The organism is Paracoccus pantotrophus (genome assembly GCF_008824185.1).
Lineage (GTDB): Bacteria > Pseudomonadota > Alphaproteobacteria > Rhodobacterales > Rhodobacteraceae > Paracoccus > Paracoccus pantotrophus.
Map to the genome: position 1 here is coordinate 1995362 of NZ_CP044426.1, position 21235 is coordinate 2016596.

Sequence of the window (21235 nt, forward strand, 5' to 3'; positions counted from 1 at the left end):
CGCCCCCCCTACATCCACAGCATTTCGCGCCGCAGCTCGATATCCTCGGCGATGCGGCGGGATTCGATTTCATGCAGCACGCGACCGCGCTCCAGCACGATGGTGCGGTCCGACAGCGCCAGCGCCAGGTCGAGGTTATGGTCCACGATCACGATCGACAGCCGGTCGCGCAGCTTGTCGAAGGTACGGAACAGCTGCTCGACCACCGCCGGGGCCAACCCCTCGAAGGGCTCGTCCAGCAGCAGGACGCGGATGTCGCCCGACAGCGCGCGGGCCACCGCGGCCATCTGCTGCTCGCCGCCCGACATGCTGTCGGCGGGCGTATCCAGGCGCTCGCGCAGGCGCGGGAAATATTCCAGGATTTCCTCCAGCGACCAATGCGTGCCCTCGCCCGTCTGGCGGCGGATGCGGCCCAGTTCCAGGTTCTCGCGCACGGTCATTCCGGCGAAAAGCCCCCGGCCCTGCGGCACATAGCCGATGCCGAGCCGCGCGATCCGGGCGCTGGACAGGCCCGCAAGCTCGTGCTCCATCAGCCCCACCGAGCCCGAGGACGGCGCCACGATCCCCGTAACCGCCTTCAGCACCGAGGATTTCCCCGCGCCGTTGCGGCCCAGCAGCGCCAGGATCTCGCCCTTGTGCAGATCGAAGCTGACATCCTGCAGGATATGGCTCTTGCCGTAATGCAGGTTCACCTTGTCGAGCCTGAGGATCCGTTCCGCCGAGAATTGCCCCTGCCGCGCCGAGGCGGCGACCGCGCTGGTGCCCGAGCCGATATAGATGTCGCGCACCTCGCGCGAGTTGCGGGCATCGTCCACCGTGCCATCGACCAGCACCTTGCCGTCGGCCATGACGGTGACGTGGTCGGCAAGCTCGAACACGCGGTCGATGTCATGCTCGACCAGCAGCACCGGCAAGCTTTTCGAGACGTCCTTGATCAGCAGGCCCACCCGCTCGCGCTCGGCCACCGAAAGACCGGCAAGGGGTTCGTCCGCCAGCAGGATGCGCGGCTCGGTCGCCAGCGCCAGGCCCAGGTCCAGCAGCCGCTGCCCGCCATAGGACAGCGAACCGGCGCGGGCATTCTCCATTCCGGCCAGACCGACCCAGTTGATCATCTCCTCGACCTTTTCATGGACCTGCGCAACGCTGGCGGTCGAGCGCAGCATGGAGTTGCGGCTGGGATCTCGGGCCTGAACGGCCAGGCGGATATTCTCGCGCACGGTCAGCTCGGGGAAGAGGTTGGTGATCTGGAAGGATCGTCCCAGCCCGAGGTTCGATATGCGGTCCGCCGACTGTCCCGAAATGTCCTGCCCCAGCAACGAGACCCGGCCCGCACTGGTCGGAACGATCCCCGACATCAGGTTGAACGCCGTGGTCTTGCCGGCACCGTTGGGACCAAGCAGGGCGTGAAGCGTGCGGTCCCTGACCCGCAGCGAGACATCGTCGACCGCCTTGATCGCGCGAAAATTCTTGGAGATTCCTTCCGCCACCAGCACGTCGCCGCCGCCGCCATCGCGCCCGGCGATGGCACGGGGCAAGGGATAGTCGCCGGTCCTTCGGTCGGCCATGGCCGCCCCGATCTCGGGCTCGGGAAAGAAGCGGCGGCGGAACTGCGCGCCGATGCCGATCATGCCCTGCCGCGCGAAGATCACGAAGCCCAGGAAGATCAGGCCGAACCAGAGCAGCCAGTTCTCGGTATACATCGACAGGTATTCGCGGAAGAGGATATAGAACAGCGCGCCGAGCGCCGGCCCCAGATAGCCGCGCATTCCGCCGATCACGACCATGGCCAGCAGCTCGCCCGAGAAGATGATCGACATCGGCTCGGCCGAGGTCATGCGGTTCTTGTAAAGCAGAAGCGCCCCGGCCAACCCGGTGATCACGGCCGAGAGGACGAAGGCTTTCAGCTTGTAGCGGCGCACATCGTAGCCAAGCGCCTGCGCGCGGCCATCGTTTTCGCGGATCGCCTCCAGGACCGAGCCGAAGGGCGATTGCAGCACCCGCTGAAGCAGCACGATCACCGCAAAACCCAGCAGGGCCACGAAGACGTAGAAATTGAGGTTGTTGTCCAGCAGCGCCGGGCGCTCGATCCCGCCGAGGCCGTTCTCGCCCCCGGTCACGTCGGTCCAGCGAAAGGCCAGTTGAAAGCCCATCGCCGAAAGCGCCAGCGTCATCAGCGAGAAATAGACCCCGCGCCGCCGCAGCACCAGAAAGCCGACAAGCGCCGCGACCAGCGCCGTCGCGGCCACCGCGACGATCAGCGCAACCGCCATGCTGGCATTGCCCAGCGACCGCGCGGTCAGACCCGCGACATAGGCCGCCGTCCCGAACCAGATGCCATGTCCGAAGGACACCAGGCCGGTATAGCCCACCAGCACGTTGAGCCCCATTGCGGCCAGCGCGAAGATCACCACCTCGACCGCGGAATTGGCACCCAGCCCGATCCGGCTCAGCAGGACCGGCAGCACCACCAGCGCCAGCGCCACGATCAGCAGGTTCTTCACCGCCAGGAATTTTTGGGAAGTCATCTGAAACCTATTCAAAGCGGGTGATGCGTTCGCCCAGCAGCCCGCGCGGCCGCAGGAACAGCACGACGAACATCAGCAGGTAGATGGCCAGCATCGAATATTGCGTATAGCCGATGCCGATCATCAGCCCCTTGACCAGCCCGACCAGCAGCGCGGCCACGACCACGCCCCAGAACGAGCCCAGCCCCCCGATCACCACGACGACGAAGGCGGCCGTCCCGACCTCGACCCCCATCATCGGGTGGACGGGCTGCAGGGGCGCCATCAGCACGCCCGCGAGCGCCGCGATGGCAATGGCGATGGCCACCACCGCCGACAGATAGGGCCGCAGCGAAATCCCCAGCGTGCCGAGGATGTCGGGGTTCTGGATGCCCGCCCGCACGATGCGCCCGAAGGCGGTCCTGTTCAGCAGCACCCAGACCGCCGCCACCGTCGCGATGGCGATGCCGATCAGGAAGAAGCGATAGCGCGAATAGACGAAATCGCCCATGAAGACCTGCCCGCGCAGTTCATTGGGCATGGAATAGGCGCGTGGCGAGGCGCCGAAATACCAGCGCAGGCTCTGTTCGATGATCATCGAAAGCGCAAAGGTCAGCAGCAGCGAATAAAGCGGATCCTCGCGGTAGAAACGGGCGAACAGCGTGCGCTCGACCACCATCGCGACGCCCGCCGCGATCAGCGGGCCGACGATCAGCGCGCCGAAGAAACCGATATGCGGCGTCAGCACCAGCGCCAGATAGGCGCCAAGCGTGAAGAACGCTCCATGCGCAAGGTTGACGATCCCCCCAAGCGAAAAGATCAGCGACAGCCCCAGCGCGATCAGCATGTAATAGAAGCCGTCAAGCAACCCGTTCAGAAGCTGCGAAAGAAAGACCAATGTCATGAAGCATCCCCGTTATCATGCGAGATGATCGGGCGCGTCGCCCGGACGCGCCCTGCCCTTGCGGGTTTTTCCGGGATCAGAAGGTGCAGTCGCCGCCGACCGCGCCCTTGATCAGCTCATCCAGCGGCACCTCCGCGCCGGGCAGCGCGCCCGAGGTGGTGAAGATGTCCCATTCGTTCTGCGCCTCGGACGGATCGAGGGCGGTGACGGCATAGACCTCTTGCAAAAGCTGGTGCGTCGCGGTGTCGAAGCGGCCCTTGCGATCCTTGAGGATGTCGAACTCGGTCGCCGGGTCTTCCAGAAACTCGATCAGCGCCGCAGTGTCGGTGCCGCCGGTCTTCGCGATCGCCTCGGCAGCGATGCGCACGGCGATATAGTCGGAATAGGCCTGGTTTTCCGCGGGCTTGCCATATTTCGCCTGGAAGGCCTGCGCAAAGGCCTGCGAGGCATCGGTCTGCACCTGGTGGGTCCAGATGCAGGGCCAAGTGCCCTTGAAATCCTGCGGCCCGGTCGCCCATGCGATGCTGCTGTTATAGTCGAAGCCGCCCAGCGGGATGTCCAGGCCGAACTCGCCATATTGTTTCATGAAGCTGGCCCCCGAAGTGCCGGCCAGGTTCACGACGATCAGGTCGGGCTGGACATTGCGGATGTTCAGCAGATGCGACGAGAAATCGGTCGCATCGGTCGGGATCAGCTCGTCGCCGACCGCCTGCCCGCCGTTCCGTTCAAGAAAGCCAAGCGCACCGTGGCGCAGGTCGTGCCCGAAAGCGTAGTCGGAGCTGAGGATGAACCATTTCTTGTCCTTCACCATGTCGTTCTGAAGGAAATACTGGCCCTCGGCGTTCACATACATGACGTTCTGCGCCTCGGTATGGAACATGGTGCGCTTGCAGTCGCTGCCGCGCAGCGTGTCCGAATTGGCGCCGGTGTTGATGAACAGCTTGTTCGCCCGCGCCGTCACCTGCGCGATGGACAGCGCCGAGGCCGAAGAGATCTCGCCGATGATCATCGCCAGATCGCCGCGCTCGACCATGCGCTCGGCCTTGGTGGTGGCGGTCTGGGGGTTGACGGAATCCTCCTTCACCACGGTCAGCGGACGGCCGTTGATGCCGCCCTTGGCGTTGATCTCCTCGACCGCAAGATCCACGGCCATCACCGCATATTCGCCCATCGGGCCCAGGAAACCCGTGCGCGGGGTCAGATGGCCCAGGACCACCGGGTCGCTTTGCGCGCGCAAAAGCCCCGGCGCGGCCAGCGTCACAAGCCCCGCCGCCGTTCCGGTCTTGAGCAGCTGTCGCCGGCCAATCGTTCTGATCATGTCTTCTCCTCCCATGAAACCGCGGGGTGATTGCCTGCACAGGCTTGACTTTTCGCCCCATCAGTGTGATCACAGATCATACTGGAATCGAAAGCGGCCCTTTGTCAATGACCGAACTAAGCAGCCCGCCCCGCCCATTGAAAACCGTGTCCCTGACCGGGCAAGTCTATGATGCCATTGCGGAAATGCTGCTGGACGGCACGCTGAAGCCCAGCAGCCGCACCTCGATCCGCGAATTGGGCGAACATCTGGGCGTTTCGACCATGCCGGTTCGCGAGGCGATCGGACGGCTGATCGCACAGGGCGCGCTGGCGATTCAGCGCAACAAGGCAGTGATCGTGCCGGCCATGGCGCCCGAGGATCTGCGCGACCTGGTCCGCACGCGCGTGCTGCTGGAATGCGAGGCCGCGCGGCTGGCAACCGACCGCATCCCCGAATCCGCCATTCACCGCATCCGCGAATTGCACGAACAGTTCAGCCGTGAACTCAGCGCCAACAACCGGGCCGAGGCGCTGACCCTGAACCGCCGCCTGCATTTCACGCTTTATGACGAGGCGCGCTCGCCCAGCCTGCGGCAGTTGATTGCGATCTCATGGCTGCGGGCCGGGCCGATGATCTCGCTGGATCTGGGGCCACATAACGCGATCGAACGCGCCAGCCATTCCGTCGATGCCCACGGCCAGCTGGTCGAGGCGCTGCAAGCGCGCGACCGCGAGGCGGCGGCGGCGGCGATCCGCCTAGACATCACCACGGCGGCCGAGATCATCCTGGAACATCTGGCACATGCGGGGGAAAGCCAACCATGACGCATCAACTCGAAGGCCAGCGCGCCATCGTCACCGCCGGGGCATCCGGCATCGGGCGCGCCATCGTCGATGCGATGACCGAGGCCGGCATGACGGTGGCGACCTGCGACATCGACGCGGCGGCGCTGGCATCGCTGCCCGCAGGGGTTTTCGCCCGGCAGATCGATGTCGCCGACGAAGCGGCGCTCACGGGATTTGTCCGCGATGCCATCGCCCATCTGGGCGGGCTGGACTGCCTGGTCAACAATGCCGGGATCGCCGGGCCGACCGCCCGGATCGAAGACATCGACCCTGCCGATTGGCGGCGGACGCTGGACATCGTGCTGACCAGCCAGTTCCTGAGCGCCGCCGCCGCGGTGGGCGCGCTTCGGGTAAGCGGAAATCCCTCGATCATCAACCTGTCCTCGGTCGCGGGCCGCGTCGGATTCGCGCTGCGCACCCCTTATGCCGCCGCGAAATGGGGCGTCATCGGACTGACGAAATCGCTGGCCATCGAACTGGGCGAGAGCGGCATCCGGGTCAACGCCATTCTGCCCGGGCTCGTCGCCGGCGACCGGCAGCGCCGGGTGCTGGAAGCCAAGGCACAGCAGCGCAATATCAGCTTTGCCGAGGTCGAGGCGGAAGCCTTCCGCTATACCTCGATCAAGGAATACGTGCCCGCCGAGGCCATCGCCGCGCAGGCAATCTATCTTGCCTCGCCGCTCGGACGCCATATTTCGGGACAGGCGATCTCGATCTGCGGCGATACGCGGATGCTGGCCTGAAAAAGCCCGGCCGGCGCCCGCTGCCCCAGACGCTGCATGACAAGGGGCCGGAGCCGGAAACAGCCGCCAGACGTGACGGGTTCTAGGACCGGCCGGGGGATCGCAAGATGTCCAGCCATCCCAGCGTGGCCTCGGTCGGTCCGCCGGGACGGTATTCGGCGCCGACCGGCCGCGTCCAGCCCAGCTCGTCCAGAACCGCGCAAATGTGGCGATGGTCCAGCTCGCCCGAGTCGGGCGGACCGCGATCCGGGACCGAGGCGATCTGCACATGGCCCAGGATGTCGCGATGCGCCCGCAGCCGGCGCGTGATGTCGCCCTCCATGATCTGCAGGTGATAGCAGTCGAACATCAGCCGCAGGTTGTCATGCCCGGCCGCCTCGATGATCCGTGCCGCCTGGTCCGAGCCGGTCAGGAAGTAGCCCGGCGCATCGTAGCGGTTCAGCGGCTCGATCAGGATAGTGATGCCAAGCGGCCGCGCCAGCCGGCAGGCATGATCCAGGTTGGCGCGAAAGACGCGCTCGGCGGCCGGCCCCTCGGCCTGGCCCGCCATGACATGCACCGCACCGCAACCGATGGCAGCGGCATAGTCGACGCTGCGCCCGATCTCGGCCCGCGCCTCGGCCTCGCGCCCCGGCAGCGCGGCAAGCCCGTTTTCGCCCGGCCGGCCGCGCCGGGTATTCAGGCCCAGCATCGGCAACCCGGTCTCGGCCAGCGCAGCAGCCAGATCGGCGGCAGGCAGGTCATGGGGCCAATGGCATTCGACCGCATCGAAACCGGCACGATGGGCGGCGCGGATCGCCTGCGGCAGCGGCAGATCGGTCCAGAGAAAGCCCAGATTGGCAGAAAACCGCGTCATGCATCCCCCCAGGCGATATGGTGCGGCTGCAGCAATCCATCGACCCGGGCCGGTGTCAACAGCCTGGGCATGGCGGCATGGTCCCACGCGGCAGCCGCGCCGTCACCTCGAGGATCGCGCCGGGCGAAAGGCCGGCACGGCTTCCTCGGGACCGGATGGCGACCGCACGACCCGCGGCGCGCATCAACCCTGCGGCCGATCGTTCATGCGCGAATCGGCGGCATCCGACGCGGAGCGCAAGCTGCCCGCCGGCCTGAAGTCAGCGGCCAAGGGCATAGAATTCGTCGTTGGGACGCATGCTTGTCACATTGGCCAAACGGTTGGACATGCCGAAAAAGGCTGAAATGGCCGCGATGTCCCAGGCATCCTCCTCGGTGAAACCATGTGCCTTCAAGGCCTGCAGATCGCTTTCCCCCACATCATGGGCCTGTTGCGACACCCTGACCGCAAAGTCGAGCATCGCCTTCTGGCGCGGGGTGATATCGGCCTTGCGATAGTTGACGGCGACCTGATCGGCGATCAGCGCGTTCTTGGCGCGGATGCGCAGGATGGCCCCGTGAGCGACGACGCAATACTGGCATTGGTTGAGACTGCTGGTCGCCACGACGATCATCTCGCGCTCGGCCTTGCTGAGATTGCCGGGCTTGTCCATCAGCGCGTCATGATAGGCGAAGAAGGCCCGGAATTCGTCGGGACGATGTGCCAGTGCCAAGAAGACGTTCGGAATGAAGCCGGACTTTTCCTGCACCGCCAGAATGCGATCGCGGATATCCTCGGGCATTTCCTCGATTGTCGGGACCGGAAACCGGCTGATGGCGGGTTGACCGTTGCTCATGTGCTTTCCTTTCTTGGAATGTCAGGGATTGGCGATCGGCACGACGACGCGGCCGCGCATGGCACCGGCGATCAGCTGTTCGGAAACCCCGATCACCTCCTCGATTGCGACATGCTGCGTCATGCCATCCAGAAGCGCCGGATCGAGATCCTCAGCCAGCCGCCGCCAGGCCTCGCGCCGCTCGTCCAGGGGGCACATGACGCTGTCGATCCCCGCAAGGGTGACACCGCGCAGAATGAAGGGGGCGACCGTGGCCGGGAACGCCATGCCCCCGGCAAGGCCGCAGGCCGCGACAACGCCCCGGTATTTCATGGAGGCGCAGACATTGGCCAGCACATGCCCGCCCACCACGTCGATCGCACCCGCCCATTGCTCACTGGCAAGCGGCTTGCCCTGCTGGTTGAAATCGGACCGGGGCAGGATGCGCTTGGCGCCCAGCCTGGCCAGATACTCGCTCTCCTCGACGCGCCCGGTCACGGCGGCCACCTCGTAGCCCAGCTTGGCCAGCACCGCGACCGCCACGCTGCCCACGCCCCCCACGGCGCCGGTCACCAGCACTTCGCCGCTTTCGGGCCTGACGCCATGGCGCTCCAGCGCCATCACGCATAGCATCGCGGTATATCCCGCGGTGCCGATGCTCATTGCCCGGGAAAAGCTGAACGCGGGCTCCAGGGGGATCAGCCAATCGCCCTTCACACGGGCAAGCTCGGACAACCCGCCCCAATGCACCTCGCCCAGGCCCCAGCCATTCAAGACCACCTTGTCTCCGGGCCGGAAAAAGGGGTCGGTCGATTGTTCGACGACACCGGCGAAATCGATCCCTGGCACCATGGGAAACCTTCTGACCACCGGCCCCTTGCCGGTAATCGCCAGCGCATCCTTGTAGTTCAGGGTCGAGCAGGCGATGCGAACCGTGACGTCGCCCTCGGGCAACCGGCTTTCGTCCAGTTCGGACAGCGAGACCCGCTGCCCGTTCTCATCCTTCTCGATCAGTATCGCTTTGAACATGTCGGCTGTCCCTTGGAGGTTTCGGATCCGGACCGCAGCATGGCCAGAAAGCCCTCTGCGAAATCGTCAAGCGGGGCCGGGCTTCGCTCAAGCTTCGCCCGCAGGACCGCGCCTTCCCAGCCGATCCAGAAGAACCTGGCAAGCCGGTCGCAATCCGCATCCCTTGCGATCTGGCCTGCCGCCTGCGCCGCCCGAAGACAGGTCGCGGTCCGTCCTTCCCAATCCCGGAACACCGCGGCCAGGCGCTCGCGGAAGGCGGCCGGCAGCACGCCCATTTCCTGCCCGAGATTGCCGATCAGGCAGCCCCGCCGGTAATCGAAACGCGCCATCCCCGCCTTTGCATCCGCAAAGAAGTCGCGCAACCGTTCCAGCGGCGGGCGATTTTCTGCGCCCAGCCAATGATCGAGCTTGCGGGCGAAAAAATCCGCATAGGCATCGACCAGCGCCAGGCCGAAGGCATCCTTGCTGTCGAAGTAATGGTAGAATGATCCCTTGGGCACCCCGGCCGAGGAAAGGATCTCATCGATGCTGACGGTGCTGAACCCCTTTTCCGTCAGGACCGCCAGGCCGGCCCGCACAAGCAGCATGCGCGGTGCATCCGGCCGGCTCTGGTCTTTTCGGGGACGGCCTCGCCTGCGCGGCAGACCTGCGTTCCTTGTTTCTTCCATATGCTTTTTTAGACCGGAGTCCTCCTCAAATCCAAAATAATTAGACCAGTCGTCTTGAAAAATTCCCGGCAGGACCGCGCCCTTCTGGTCATGCTTGCGGGGCATGGAATGAAATCGTTTATATTCCGATCCTTGCGTATTACCCTGCCCCGGGAATGCCCACGGCCGCGCGGCTTTCCCCGTCATGCTCGCCCAGATGCGGCGGCGACAGCCGATAGCTGACGGCGGTGCGCGGGAGCTTCAGGGGCTTGCCGATCATCGGCACCCGGACCCCTTCCGGCCCGGTCATCTCGATGCGCATCTCGCGGGTTGCGCCAGGATCACATGGCCATCCGCGACCGCATAGACCTGGCTGGCGCGATGTTCGGATGCGCATTGCCGCATCTTGGCGGCATCCTGCCCGAAATCAGGCCGTTCATGCCCGCGTTGCTCCGCCAGGCGACCCGGCTGTCCACCAGGGCCAGTTCGACATGCTGTCCCTCGCCGCTCCGGGCGCGATGGCGCGGCGCCGACAGGATGCCCACAGCCGCATGTGTCGGTGATTTCGCGCCCGACCATCGTCTGGACGATCTGGTCGCGCGTCACGTCCCGCGCCGGCGATGCCAGGACGGACCTCATCGGGGCCACGTGATCCGCGGCGGCATTTCCGGCGTGCTGCGCGCGATCCGTGAAAGTTCGGCCGAACGGCGAAAGGAAGATCCGCATCGTCTGCCGCGATGTCGGCTCCGAGGCGCGCAAGGGCCTGAACGCAGGCCCGATCGCCGCGGTCCCGTATCATCCGCGCGGGCAGATCTCGCAGGAGCAGATCAGCACCATGCTCGAGGCGCTGGGGCAGAAACGTCGATCCCCGATGATCCTGCGCATCGTGCCGTTCCAGATCATCACCCCCGAAAACATCTGGCCCGAAAACATCTGGGGCCAGGGCTTCGGCGGCGGGGCTGTCCCGGTCAGGCGGCTTTGCCCATGCCGGATTGGCCGCCTGCGGCCAAGACCGCCCTGGCCGCCCGGTTCACGCCTTTCCGCCCCATGGCCCGTGATGGCTGTCCTGGCCGTCCAGACGGTCGAAGCCATGCGCGCCGAAGAAGTCGCGCTGCGCCTGGATCATGTTCGCGGTGCCGCGGCCGGTGCGCATCATGTCGAACCAGCCCAGCCCCGAGGCCAGCGCCGGCAGCGCGTGGCCGGCCATGATCCCCTGCGCCACCACCTGCCGCAGCGCCGGCATCGCGGTCTCGAGCTTCTCGGCGAAGAAGGGCGCCAGCGCCAGGTTGCGCGACGGATCCTCGGCCAGCGCCGTGGCCATGTCGTTCAGCATGGCCGAGCGGATGATGCAGCCCGCCCGCCAGACCCGCGCGATCCCCGGCAGGTCAAGCTGCCAGCCGAAGGCGCGGCCGGCGGCCTCGATCATCGCGAAACCCTGCGCATAGCACAGGATCTTGCCGGCGATCAGCGCCGCCTCCAGCTCGGGCAGCGCCAGGTCCAGCGCCTGCGGGGCGGCGCCGAAGCGCGCCTCGCCCGCCTTGCGCTCGCCGAGGCGGGCCGAGACGTTGCGCGCCATCACCGCCGCCTCGATCACCGGGATCGGCGCGGCGAGGTGCTGCGCCTCGATCGCGGTCCAGCGCCCGGTGCCCTTCTGCCCGGCGGCGTCCAGGATCACGTCCAGCATCGGCGCGCCGGTCAGCGGATCGGCGGCCCCGGCGACGGCGGCAGAGATCTCGACCAGGTAGGATTTCAGCGCCCCCCCGTTCCAGCCGGCGAAGGTCTCGCCGATGGCGGCGGCCGGCAGGCCCAGCCCGTCGCGCATCAGCCCGTAGACCTCGGCGATCATCTGCATGTCGGCATATTCGATGCCGTTGTGGACGGTCTTGACGAAATGGCCGGCGCCGGCCTCGCCCATCCAGGTGGCGCAGGGGGTGCCGTCCTCGGCCCGGGCGGCGATGGCCTGCATGACCGGGGCGACGCGGTCCCAGTCGGCGCGGGCACCGCCGCCCATGATGGCGGGGCCGTGGCGCGCGCCCTCTTCGCCGCCCGAGACGCCCATGCCCAGGAAGCGCATCGGCAGACCGGCGGCGGCGCGGCGGTTGGTGTCGTGGAAATTGGCGTTGCCGGCGTCGATCACCAGATCCTCGGGGCCGAGCAGCGGCGCCAGCGCCGCGATCTGGTCGTCGACGGCCTGACCGGCGGGGACCATCAGGATGATGGCGCGAGGAGGCGCGATGGCGGCGACCAGATCGGCCAGGCTTTCGGTCGGGACCACGCGCTCCGCCAGCGCCCCGGCCTCGGCATGGAAGCGGCGGGTCACTTCGGCGGTGCGGTTCCAGACCGCGATGGGAAAGCCCTTCTCGGCGATGTTCAGCGCCAGCGCCGCACCCATCGTCCCCAGGCCGATCAGGCCGATCCTAGTGTCAGTGTTCATTATTCTTCTTTGCTCTGGACAGCGCATCCCCGAGGGACGCCGATTGATGATCGAAATGCAGCTGCGCGTTAGGCCGTGGCATGGCGCCTCTGATAGCGCCAACGGAACGGGCAGTCAAAGCTGACCTGCATGGCGCCCCGACAAGAAGGCCAGGGCGCCACGCCCAAACGGGATCAGCCCAGCAGCAGGTCGGGCAGGAAGGTGACGATCCCCGGAAACAGCGCCAGCATGATCGCAAAGCCGATCATGATCAACAGGAAGGGGAAGGTGACCCTTGCGATATAGGCCGTGCTTCGGGCGGTGATGTTCTGGATGACGGCGAAGTTGAAGGCTACCGGCGGCGTGATCTGCGCCATCTCGACCACCAGCACCATGAAGATGCCGAACCAGATCTTGTCGAAGCCCGCGGCCTCGACCAGCGGCAGCACCACCGGCAGGGTGGTCGCGATCATCGAAAAGCCTTCAAGCGCGGTCCCCAGCACCAGATACAGCACGATCAGCGCCACGATCAGCAACATCGGCGACAGGTTCCAGTCGGTCACGACATTTGCAACCGCGGCAGGAATGCCAAGGGTCGAGGTGATATTGCCCAGCACCGATGCGCCAAGGATGATGATGCCCATGACCGAGCAGGTCTGCACCGTCCCCAGGATGATGTCGCGCAGCACCCGCAGGTTCAGCGCGCCCTGCGACAGCGACACGAGGAACGCCCCGACCACGCCCAGCGCCGCGGCCTCGGAAGGGGTCGCCAGCCCGCCATACATCGAGCCCAGCACGCAGAGGATCAGGAACATGACCGGGCCGAGATCCCGCAGGGCGGCAAGACGCTGGCGGAAGGGCATGTGGCGCAAGGCGCGTTCGTTCTCGGGCACCAGGTCGGGCTTGGCGCTGGCGCGGATCATGATGTAGGCGGCAAAGACCAGGGCAAGCAGGACGCCCGGAATGAAGCCGGCGGTGAAAAGCCGCAGGATCGATTCATTGGCCAGCACGCCATACATGATCATCACCGTCGAGGGCGGGATCAGGAATCCCAGCGTGCCGGCACCTGCAAGGCTGCCGATGGCCAGGTCGGGCGAATAGCCCCGCGCCAGCAGTTCCTTCAGGGTCATGCGGCCGACGACCTGCGTCGTCGCGGCCGAGGAGCCCGAGATCGCCGCAAAGATCGAGCAGCCGACGACATTGACATGCAGCAGCCGGCCCGGAAGCAGGCCCGCCCAGGGCGCCAGGCCGCTGAACAGGGTCTCCGACAGGCGCGTGCGAAACAGGAACTCGCCCATCAGGATGAAAAGCGGCAACGCGACCAGGTCGGGCGTGGTCAGGATGTTGAACAGGTATTGCGGAAACAGCCTGTCGACGGGCAGGCCGGTGAACATCATTGCCAGGCCGATGGCCGTGGCCAGCAAGGCGATTCCGATCCAGGCCCCGATGGCCAATGTGCCGAAAAGAAGCCCGAACAGGCTTGCGACGATAGCGCCCATGTTTCTCCCCGATATTCCTGGTTTCGCGCGCAGGGGCGCGGTGGCTTACTCGATGGCGCTCGCGGCACCGAGGCTGGGTTTGTCGACAGTGTTGCCGCTGATGGCGGTGACGAGTCGGGCAACCATCTGCAAGGCCAGCACGGCCGCGCCGATGGTCAGCACCAGCTGCGGGATCCACAGCGGCGTGAAACTGTCCTGGGAAACCTCGCCATAGCTCCAGGTGCGATGCGTGAACTGCGCAAGCCAGACCGCCAGGGGAAGCGTGACAACAGAGCCGAGGATGGCAGCGAATATCTCGAACATCCGGGCGTAGCGGCCCTTGCCCATCGACAGCAGCAGCTCTACCCGCAGTTGCAGGCCCGCGCGCAGCGTCATGCCCGAGCCGAGCAGGAAGGCCGCGCCCATCAGATAGGCGCTGTATTCCCAGCCGATCCCGGTGCCCGTGGGAAAGGACGGGACATAACGGCTGATCAACGCCATCGCGGTGTCGATCAGCACGAGCAGGGTCAGGCCCAGGACACAGAGACCGGCAAGCCAGGCCGCGACCAGCGAGGCAAAGTCCGCCGCCCTTTGCAGGGCAGCGACAGCACCGCGTTCAGCGACGGCCTCGGAGGCGACATGCTGCTCTCCGGCCATCTCAGTTGCCGCCTTTCGACGCGAGATAGGCATCGGCGATCGGCTTGGCGGCGGGAACGCGGCTGAAGAACTCTGCCTGAACCTGCTTGGCTTTCTCGGCGATCTGGGCCTTCAGCTCGTCCGAAAGCTCGACCAGCCGCATGCCGTGGCCGGTCATGATCTCGATGCTGTTCTTGTCGCTCTCAAGCGAGCTTTCCCAGAATTGCGGCTCAAGCTCGGCCGCGACCTTCTCGATGGCGGCCTGCTGTTCCGGCGTGAGCCTGCTCCAGGACTCGAGATTGATCGTCACCGCGTTCGACCCCCAGGTATGGTTGGTCGGATAGATATGGCTGAGAAATTCCCAGAACTTGCCGTCCACGCCCGAGCTGGCCGAGGTCGCAACGCCGCTGACCCGGCCCGAGGCCAGCGCCGGCAAGAGTTCGCCCCAGGGCATGGCGATGCCGTCCATGCCAAGGCTGCTGACGATATCGACGGTGTTCTTGTCGGCGCCGCGCACCGTGATGCCGCGGAAGTCGCCGATATCGTCGATCTGGGTCTTCAGATAGACATACTGGGCCGGCGACGGCACCATATAGAGGATCTTCTGGTTGTATTGCTCGGCCAGCTTCTCGAACTCGGGACGCAGGAAGGCGTGGTATTCCTTCAGTTCCTCCATCGACTCGACAAGGAAGGGCACGCCCTCGGCGCCGAACAGCGGGTTCATCCCGACCTGCTGGCTGATGTTGATATCGGCCATGTCGGCAAGCCCGTCGCGAACCGCACCCAGCTGGTCGGGCCCCTTGAAGCCCAGCGACCCCGAGGAGGCGACATTGATGACGACCTCGCCATCGGTGGCCTCCTTGACGGCCTCCGCGAATCTCTTGGCGTTTTCCGTCATGAAATTGCCGTCCGGCAGCACTTCGGACAAGCTGAGCCGGGTTTGCGCCACAGCGGCGCTTGCAAGGGCAAGCGCAGCCGCAGCCCCCAACGCGATCGGCTTGAGGAACATCAATCTCTCCCTATCCTGGCGCTTACCGCAAGCGAGCCGGACCAACGGCATATCGCTGCGGAGCGACCGTTTTGCAGTTTTGTGACCGTTGCACCTGCCACCCTAGCGACCGGGCCGTCGCCGCGAAAAGAACAGTTCGGTCTGACATGATCGCGAATGCTTATACATCGGTGCGCAGCAGGCGCCGACCCAATAGAATGGCCGCCGCGGCCGGAAGAATCGCGCCTCAGGGAAATGTTATCATGGACATACGCAGGCTTTACGCCTTCATGAAGATCGTGGACATCGGCAGCATCACCCGCGCCTCGGCGATCCTGCACATCGCCCAGCCGGCACTGAGCCAGCAGATCGCCGCGCTGGAAACCCATTTCGGCAAGCCGCTTCTGCTGCGCTCGAAGCGCGGCGTCATCCCGACCGAGGCGGGCAAGGTTCTGTATCGCCATTGCCAGATGATCATCCGGCAGATGAACCAGGCCGAGCAGGACATCGCCACCTCCTCCGAGGAGATTACCGGCGCGGTCAGCGTCGTGTTCGCGCCGCTGGGCCTGGGTTCGCTGGTGGCGACGCAGCTGATGCGGACCATCCGCGAAAAGCACCCGGGCATCCTGCTTTATGCCAATGAGGCAGTCGGCGGCGGCGTGATCAGCGAACAGATCATGACCGGCAAGACGGACATCGCGCTGATCTTCGATCCCGGCAAGATCCCCAGCCTCAGCTTCGAGCCGATCTCGACGGAAGAACTGCATTTCATCGGAACGCAGATCGCCGAACCGGAGGATGGCGAGATCTCGTTCGCCGAGGCCGTGTCCCAGCCGCTGATCCTGCCAAGCCCGATCCACACCGTCCGCCAGGTGATCGAGACCACCCTGTCGCGCGTCGGGACCAGCGCCCAGGTCGTCGCCGAGACCGAGTCGATTTCCTACCTGTCGAACGCGCTGGCCGAGGGGCTGGGCTGCACCATCCTGCCCGCATCGGCGGCGCAGGCCGTGCAGCGCCGCGTCGCGGGTGCCCGAAGCTACCGCATCCGCCGCCCCAACATGAAGGTCGCGATGGCGATCTGCGTCTCGGCTCAGCTGCCGCTTTCGGAAGCAGCCGCCGTGGTGCGCGATCATCTGGTGCGGCTGGCGACCGAGGCGGCGCGGTCCCCGGCGGCCTCCGGTTCAGGCCAAGGCTGAGGCCTCGGCTCAGGCGAAGAGGATCTGCGCCTTGATCGCCGCCGAACGGTCCGAGGCCAGCCGGAACGCCGTTTCGGCCTCGTCCAGGGCGATCTCGTGGGTAATCAGCGGCTTGACGTCGATCCGACCCGCCAGCATGGCCTGGACGCCGGTCGCGAATTCCGGGTGGAAGCGGAAGGAGCCGCGCAGGTCCAGCTCCTTGGCGGTGATCGCCGTCATCGGCAGCGGCATGTCGCCGCCCAGCCCAAGCTGGACGACCACGCCGCGCGGCCGCATGGCCGCGATGGCCGGCGCGATGGCCGCGGCAACACCCGTGCATTCGAACAGCACGTCGAACCCGCCCTTGCCGGCGGCAAAGGGCGACAGGCCGTCGGGCGCCGTGCCCATGTTGACGACCGCGTCCGCACCGCATTTCCGCGCCATCGCCAGCGTGAAATCCGACAGGTCCGTGGCGACGATCTCGCCCGCGCCCGCCAGCCGCGCCGACAGGATCGACAACAGGCCGATGGGCCCGCAGCCGGTGACCAGCACGCGCTTGCCCAGCAGCTCGCCGGCCCGGCGCGCGGCGTGCAGCGTGACCGCCAGCGGTTCGGCCATCGCCGCCTCGCCCGGCGTCAGGCCGTTGGCCAGCACGCATTGCGCGGCATCCGCCACCAGTTCCTGCCGGAACGCGCCCTGGATATGCGGGAACGGCATGGCCGAGCCGTAGAAGCGCATGTTCTCGCAATGGTTGGGCAGCCCCTCGCGGCAATAGCCGCAGCCCCCGCAAGGGCGCGAGGGCGAGACGGCGACCAGATCGCCGGGAACGAGCCCCGCCACGTCCGGCGCGCATTCGACCACATGGCCGGAGACCTCATGGCCCAGGATCATCGGCTCGCGCAGCCGCACCGCCCCGAAGCCGCCATGGTTGTAGTAATGCAGGTCCGATCCGCAGACCCCGCCGGCCGCAAGGCGGATGCGCACCTGTCCCGGGCCAAGCGCCTCGGGCTCGCGTTCCTCGATGCGCAGATCCTTGGCGGCGTGGATGACAATCGCTTTCATGACGGCCTCAGACAACCGGGGTAAGCAGGGGCTGGCCGGCGAAATGCGCCGCCAGGTTGTTGCGGACCAGTTCGCCCATCGCCTTGCGGGTCTCGACGGTGCCCGAGGCCTGATGCGGCTGCAAGAGCACGTTCGGCAGCTCCAGGAAGCGCGGGTCGATCTGGGGTTCGTTATCGAAAACATCCAGCGCCGCCGCGCCCAGCCGGCCGTCCTGCAACGCGGCGATCAGCGCCGCCTCGTCGATGTTGGAGGCACGCGAGACATTGACCAGCACGCCCTCGGGGCCAAGCGCCTCGATCACCTCGCGATTGACGATGTGCCGGGTCTGGCCCGAGGCCGCCAGGGCGACGAACAGGAACTCCGAATGCCGCGCCAGCGCGACCGGATCGGCGATGAAGGTCAGATCGGCGGCATAGTCCTTGGCCGCGACGTCGGAATAGGCGATATCCATGCCAAAGCCGCGCAAACGCTGCGCGATCTCGAAGCCGATCCGGCCCAGCCCCAGGATACCGGCCTTCTTGCCCCAGATGCGGCGCTGCAGCGGATAATTGCCCTTGGCCGCCCACTGGCCGCCCCGCACCCAGGCTTCAGCGCCGACGATGCCGCGCGCGACGGCCAGCATCATCGCGACACCCAGATCGGCCACGTCCCCGGTCAGCACGTCGGGCGTGTTCGTCACCTGAATCCCCCGCTCGCGGCAGGCTTCCAGATCGACCGCGTCGAAGCCCACGCCATAGATCGAGATCAGTTCGAGATTCGGGCAGGCCTCGATGATCTTGCGACTGGCCCCCAGCTCGCCGCGGGTGGCGATGGCCCGCACCTCGGCGCCGCATTCGGCCAGGAAGGCCTCCTTGTCCGCGGCCTCGAAATAACGGCGCAGATCGTATTGCGCGCTCAGCGGGACTTCGTTCCATTCGGGATAGGCCCCCATCTGCAGGACCACCGGCTTGCTCATCGTGTTCTCCATTATGGTGCGGGATTTTCCGGTCGCCCTTTCAGCGGGCCCTTGACTCGGATAGTTATCGATAACAAAACACGAGTCGAACGGATTTGTCGAGACCCAAACGGAGGAACGGGATGGCCGGGACGAATGGATTTGTTGAAAGCCTGTTCGGGCTGGCGGGCCGCCGCGCGCTGGTCACGGGGTCGTCGCAGGGCATCGGCCATGCGCTGGCACGGGGGCTGGCGAAAAGCGGTGCCGCAGTGGTGCTGAACGGTCGGGATCCGAAACGGCTGGAGGAGGCGCGCGCCGCCTTGCAGGCGGAACTGCCCGAGGCCGAGATCCGGGCCCTGCCCTTCGACGTGACCCGCCATGACGAGGTCCGCGCCGCCATCGACGATTTCGAAGCCTCGGTCGGCCCCATCGACATCCTGGTCAACAATGCCGGCATGCAGCATCGCACGGCGCTGGAAGATTTCCCGGCCGACCGGTTCGAGGCCCTGCTGCAGACCAATATCGCCTCGGTCTTCCATGTCGGGCAGGCGGTGGCGCGGCACATGATCCGGCGCGGCCGCGGCAAGATCGTCAACATCTGCTCGGTCCAGACCGCATTGGCGCGGCCGGGCATCGCCCCCTATACCGCCACCAAGGGCGCCGTCGGCAACCTGACCAAGGGCATGGCCACGGACTGGGCCCGCCACGGGCTGCAATGCAACGCCATCGCGCCGGGATATTTCGACACGCCGCTGAACGCCGCGCTGGTCGCGGACCCCGATTTCTCGGCCTGGCTGGAAAAGCGCACCCCTGCCGGGCGCTGGGGCCTGGTCGAGGAACTGGTGGGGGCCTGCGTCTTCCTGTCCTCGGACGCATCGAGCTTCGTGAACGGGCACACGCTCTATGTGGACGGGGCGATCAGTGTCTCGCTCTAGGCTTGCGTCATCCCGTCATGCCGGGCGGGCGGCGGACGGCCTGCCGCGGCCTCCTGTCCCATGCCGCCGGGGTGTTGTGGCCGCATCCCGCAGCGTCTAGCCTGCCCTTTCGGCAGGGGCATGTGGCGGCATGAGCAGGGACGGATTTCACAGCGGAACCGTGAAGATGGCGGATATCGCCAAGGCGGTCGGCGTTTCCGCGATGACCGTCTCGCGGGCGTTTCGCGGCGACGAGGGCGTCAACCCGCAGACACGCGCCCGGATTCTGGCCAAGGCCGAGGAACTGGGCTATGTCTTCGACGCGACCGCCGCCAGCCTCCGGCAGAACCGCTCCGGCTTCGTGGCGGTCACCGTCCCCTCGATCAATAACGCGAATTTCGCGGAAACCGTGCGGCAGCTCTCACGCGGGCTGTCGCGGAACGGCTTGCAGATCCTGCTGGCCAATACCGAATACGACCCCGAGGAAGAGGAAAGGCTGATCGGCCAGCTGCTGCGCCGCAAGCCCGAGGCGCTCGTCCTGACGGTGGGCGACTACACGCGCAGGACGCGGCAGATGCTGCGCGCGACACGGATCCCGGTGATCGAAATCTGGGACCTGCCCGCTCAGCCGATCCGGCATGTCGTGGGCTTTTCCAACACCGCCTGCATCGGCAGGCTGGTGGATCACCTGGTCGCCTCGGGCTATCGCGACATCGCCTTCATCGGTGGTGAATCGCCGCGCGATCCGCGCGGCGGCCAGCGCCGCCGCGGCTTTGTCGAGGCGATGCGCCGCCACGGGCTGGACGACACGCGGCTGGTTCCCGCCGGCACCGCCCCGGTCGGCATGGCCGAAGGGGCGCAGGCGCTCGGGGCCTTGCTGGACAGCCAGCCGGAGACCCGGGCAGTGGTCTGCGTCTCGGATCTGGTGGCTTTCGGGGTGATCTCGGAATGCCAGAGGCGGGGCATCGGCATCCCTGGCGACCTGGCGGTGGCCGGCTTCGGCAATTACGAGATCGGCAGGATCAGCGTACCCCGCCTGACCACGATCGATGTCCATGCCGGCAGCATCGGCAGCAAGGCCGCGGATCTGATCGTCGCCCTGCTGCGGCAGGATTCCGACGCGGCGCCGGCCCGGATCGAAATCCAGACCGACCTGATCGTACGGGAATCATCGGCCTGATCCCGCACCGCGGCAGGGCGCGGGGCGCATCCTCAGCAAGATCTCGTCAAAGATCGGTGGTCAGGCCCTTGGCCTTCAGCACCGCCTCAAGATTGCAGACATCGATCACCGTCCGGCCCGATTTGTAGGCCTCGATATAGCCGGCCTCGTCCGCTTCGCGGGCAGCGGATTTGCGCGCCACCTCGGCGGCATCCTCGCGGCGCACCACCACCAGGCCGTCGGCATCGCCGCGGATCACGTCGCCCGGCCGCACCACCTGCCCGCCGATGACGATGTCGCCGTTGATCTGGCCCAGGGTTTCCTTGACCGTGCCCTTGATGCAGACGCTCAGCGAGAACACCGGCAGGCCCAGCCGGATCAGTTCCTGCGTGTCGCGCACCCCGGTATCGGTGACCACGCCGGCGATGCCCTTGGCCAGGCAGGCATTGGCCAGCACGTCGCCGAAGCACCCCGCCTCCTCGTATTCCCCGGCCGAGACGATGACGACATCGCCGGGCTGGGCGTAATGGATCGCCAGTTGCAGCATGATGTTGTCGCGCGGCGCGCTTTGCACGGTGAAGGCGGGGCCGCAGACCGACATGGCGCGGTCGACGGGCTTCAGGCGCGCGCTCAGCGCGCCCAGCCGGCCCTGCGCCTCGTGAATCGTGGCGCTGCCGAATTTCGACAGGGCGGCCACATCCGCCGGCGCGGCACGTTCGATCCTGGTGATGATATGGGGCACGTCGTGCTCCTCCTTGCTGGAATGCCGCGGCCGGGGCCGGCGGTGATCGGCCGGAAGCATAGGAAGAACGCGGGGCGCAGGCATAAGAGCGT

21 protein-coding genes are annotated in these 21235 nt (G+C 66.4%); 5 read left to right on the top strand and 16 right to left on the bottom strand.

What is annotated here, in order from left to right:
• Window positions 1-8: 8 nt before the first annotated feature.
• The 3 genes from ESD82_RS20370 to ESD82_RS20380 all read right to left on the bottom strand — a co-directional run bounded on the left by ESD82_RS20370 (window position 9) and on the right by ESD82_RS20380 (window position 4726).
• Window positions 9-2525 (bottom strand): branched-chain amino acid ABC transporter ATP-binding protein/permease, encoded by a 2517-nt coding sequence (locus ESD82_RS20370; RefSeq protein WP_024844154.1) that lies wholly within the window; start codon window positions 2523-2525, stop codon window positions 9-11.
• 7 nt (window positions 2526-2532) lie between these two features.
• Window positions 2533-3408: a branched-chain amino acid ABC transporter permease gene (locus tag ESD82_RS20375; protein ID WP_024844155.1), complete on the bottom strand. Its 876-nt coding sequence runs from the start codon at window positions 3406-3408 to the stop codon at window positions 2533-2535.
• Window positions 3409-3484: 76 nt separating this feature from the next.
• A complete protein-coding gene (locus tag ESD82_RS20380) occupies window positions 3485-4726 on the bottom strand; it encodes an ABC transporter substrate-binding protein (protein ID WP_024844156.1) in 1242 nt (413 codons plus the stop codon).
• Between the two features lie 146 nt (window positions 4727-4872).
• Between ESD82_RS20380 and ESD82_RS20385 the strand changes: the two genes are divergently transcribed.
• Both ESD82_RS20385 and ESD82_RS20390 read left to right on the top strand, forming a co-directional pair.
• Window positions 4873-5532 carry a GntR family transcriptional regulator gene (locus ESD82_RS20385; protein ID WP_231486682.1) on the top strand — a complete coding sequence of 220 codons (660 nt, stop codon included), beginning with the start codon at window positions 4873-4875 and terminating at the stop codon, window positions 5530-5532.
• Window positions 5529-6296, top strand: a complete 768-nt coding sequence (locus ESD82_RS20390) for an SDR family oxidoreductase (RefSeq protein ID WP_024844158.1) — start codon at window positions 5529-5531, stop codon at window positions 6294-6296. Before ESD82_RS20385 ends, ESD82_RS20390 begins: the two co-directional genes overlap by 4 nt.
• Before the next feature lie 82 nt (window positions 6297-6378).
• Here the strand turns inward: ESD82_RS20390 and ESD82_RS20395 are convergent, their stop codons facing one another.
• From ESD82_RS20395 to ESD82_RS20435, 10 genes are all read right to left on the bottom strand, one after another.
• Complete coding sequence (locus ESD82_RS20395) at window positions 6379-7152, bottom strand: hydroxypyruvate isomerase family protein (protein ID WP_024844159.1); 774 nt, start codon at window positions 7150-7152, stop codon at window positions 6379-6381.
• Window positions 7153-7411: 259 nt separating this feature from the next.
• On the bottom strand, window positions 7412-7987 hold the full coding sequence (locus ESD82_RS20400) for a peroxidase-related enzyme (protein ID WP_024844160.1): 576 nt from the start codon (window positions 7985-7987) through the stop codon (window positions 7412-7414).
• A gap of 21 nt (window positions 7988-8008) precedes the next feature.
• Entirely contained in the window at window positions 8009-8995 is a 987-nt protein-coding gene (acuI, locus tag ESD82_RS20405) for an acrylyl-CoA reductase (NADPH) (RefSeq protein WP_074990559.1), read from the bottom strand.
• The gene (gene acuR / locus ESD82_RS20410) at window positions 8977-9768 is read right to left on the bottom strand and encodes an acrylate utilization transcriptional regulator AcuR (protein ID WP_231486684.1); all 792 of its coding nucleotides are present in this window, start codon (window positions 9766-9768) and stop codon (window positions 8977-8979) included. The genes acuI and acuR overlap by 19 nt, the downstream gene beginning before the upstream one ends.
• Window positions 9769-9802: 34 nt before the next feature.
• Window positions 9803-9952 (bottom strand): hypothetical protein, encoded by a 150-nt coding sequence (locus tag ESD82_RS21930; RefSeq protein WP_155984345.1) that lies wholly within the window; start codon window positions 9950-9952, stop codon window positions 9803-9805.
• Between the two features lie 31 nt (window positions 9953-9983).
• Complete coding sequence (locus tag ESD82_RS20415; RefSeq protein ID WP_024844163.1) at window positions 9984-10187, bottom strand: CoA transferase; 204 nt, start codon at window positions 10185-10187, stop codon at window positions 9984-9986.
• Between the two features lie 485 nt (window positions 10188-10672).
• Window positions 10673-12076 carry an NADP-dependent phosphogluconate dehydrogenase gene (gene gndA, locus ESD82_RS20420; protein ID WP_024844164.1) on the bottom strand — a complete coding sequence of 468 codons (1404 nt, stop codon included), beginning with the start codon at window positions 12074-12076 and terminating at the stop codon, window positions 10673-10675.
• A 173-nt stretch (window positions 12077-12249) separates the two neighbouring features.
• Complete coding sequence (locus ESD82_RS20425; RefSeq protein ID WP_123130179.1) at window positions 12250-13554, bottom strand: TRAP transporter large permease; 1305 nt, start codon at window positions 13552-13554, stop codon at window positions 12250-12252.
• Between the two features lie 45 nt (window positions 13555-13599).
• Window positions 13600-14190: a TRAP transporter small permease subunit gene (locus ESD82_RS20430; RefSeq protein ID WP_024844166.1), complete on the bottom strand. Its 591-nt coding sequence runs from the start codon at window positions 14188-14190 to the stop codon at window positions 13600-13602.
• Window position 14191: 1 nt separating this feature from the next.
• Complete coding sequence (locus tag ESD82_RS20435) at window positions 14192-15178, bottom strand: TRAP transporter substrate-binding protein (protein ID WP_036747373.1); 987 nt, start codon at window positions 15176-15178, stop codon at window positions 14192-14194.
• 242 nt (window positions 15179-15420) lie between these two features.
• Here ESD82_RS20435 and ESD82_RS20440 point away from each other — a divergent pair, with 242 nt between their 5' ends.
• Window positions 15421-16353, top strand: coding sequence for a LysR substrate-binding domain-containing protein (locus tag ESD82_RS20440; RefSeq protein ID WP_024844168.1), 933 nt, complete (start codon window positions 15421-15423; stop codon window positions 16351-16353).
• 9 nt (window positions 16354-16362) lie between these two features.
• Here the strand turns inward: ESD82_RS20440 and ESD82_RS20445 are convergent, their stop codons facing one another.
• Together ESD82_RS20445 and ESD82_RS20450 are read right to left on the bottom strand one after the other, a co-directional pair.
• Window positions 16363-17394 carry an L-idonate 5-dehydrogenase gene (locus ESD82_RS20445; RefSeq protein WP_024844169.1) on the bottom strand — a complete coding sequence of 344 codons (1032 nt, stop codon included), beginning with the start codon at window positions 17392-17394 and terminating at the stop codon, window positions 16363-16365.
• A gap of 7 nt (window positions 17395-17401) precedes the next feature.
• A complete protein-coding gene (locus tag ESD82_RS20450; RefSeq protein WP_147427498.1) occupies window positions 17402-18349 on the bottom strand; it encodes a 2-hydroxyacid dehydrogenase in 948 nt (315 codons plus the stop codon).
• 122 nt (window positions 18350-18471) lie between these two features.
• Between ESD82_RS20450 and ESD82_RS20455 the strand changes: the two genes are divergently transcribed.
• On the top strand, window positions 18472-19263 hold the full coding sequence (locus ESD82_RS20455) for an SDR family oxidoreductase (protein WP_024844171.1): 792 nt from the start codon (window positions 18472-18474) through the stop codon (window positions 19261-19263).
• A gap of 130 nt (window positions 19264-19393) precedes the next feature.
• The gene (locus ESD82_RS20460) at window positions 19394-20422 is read left to right on the top strand and encodes a LacI family DNA-binding transcriptional regulator (protein ID WP_231486687.1); all 1029 of its coding nucleotides are present in this window, start codon (window positions 19394-19396) and stop codon (window positions 20420-20422) included.
• Window positions 20423-20468: 46 nt separating this feature from the next.
• Here ESD82_RS20460 and ESD82_RS20465 read toward each other — a convergent pair whose 3' ends face one another.
• Window positions 20469-21143, bottom strand: coding sequence for a 4-carboxy-4-hydroxy-2-oxoadipate aldolase/oxaloacetate decarboxylase (locus ESD82_RS20465; protein ID WP_024844173.1), 675 nt, complete (start codon window positions 21141-21143; stop codon window positions 20469-20471).
• Window positions 21144-21235 lie beyond the last annotated feature (92 nt).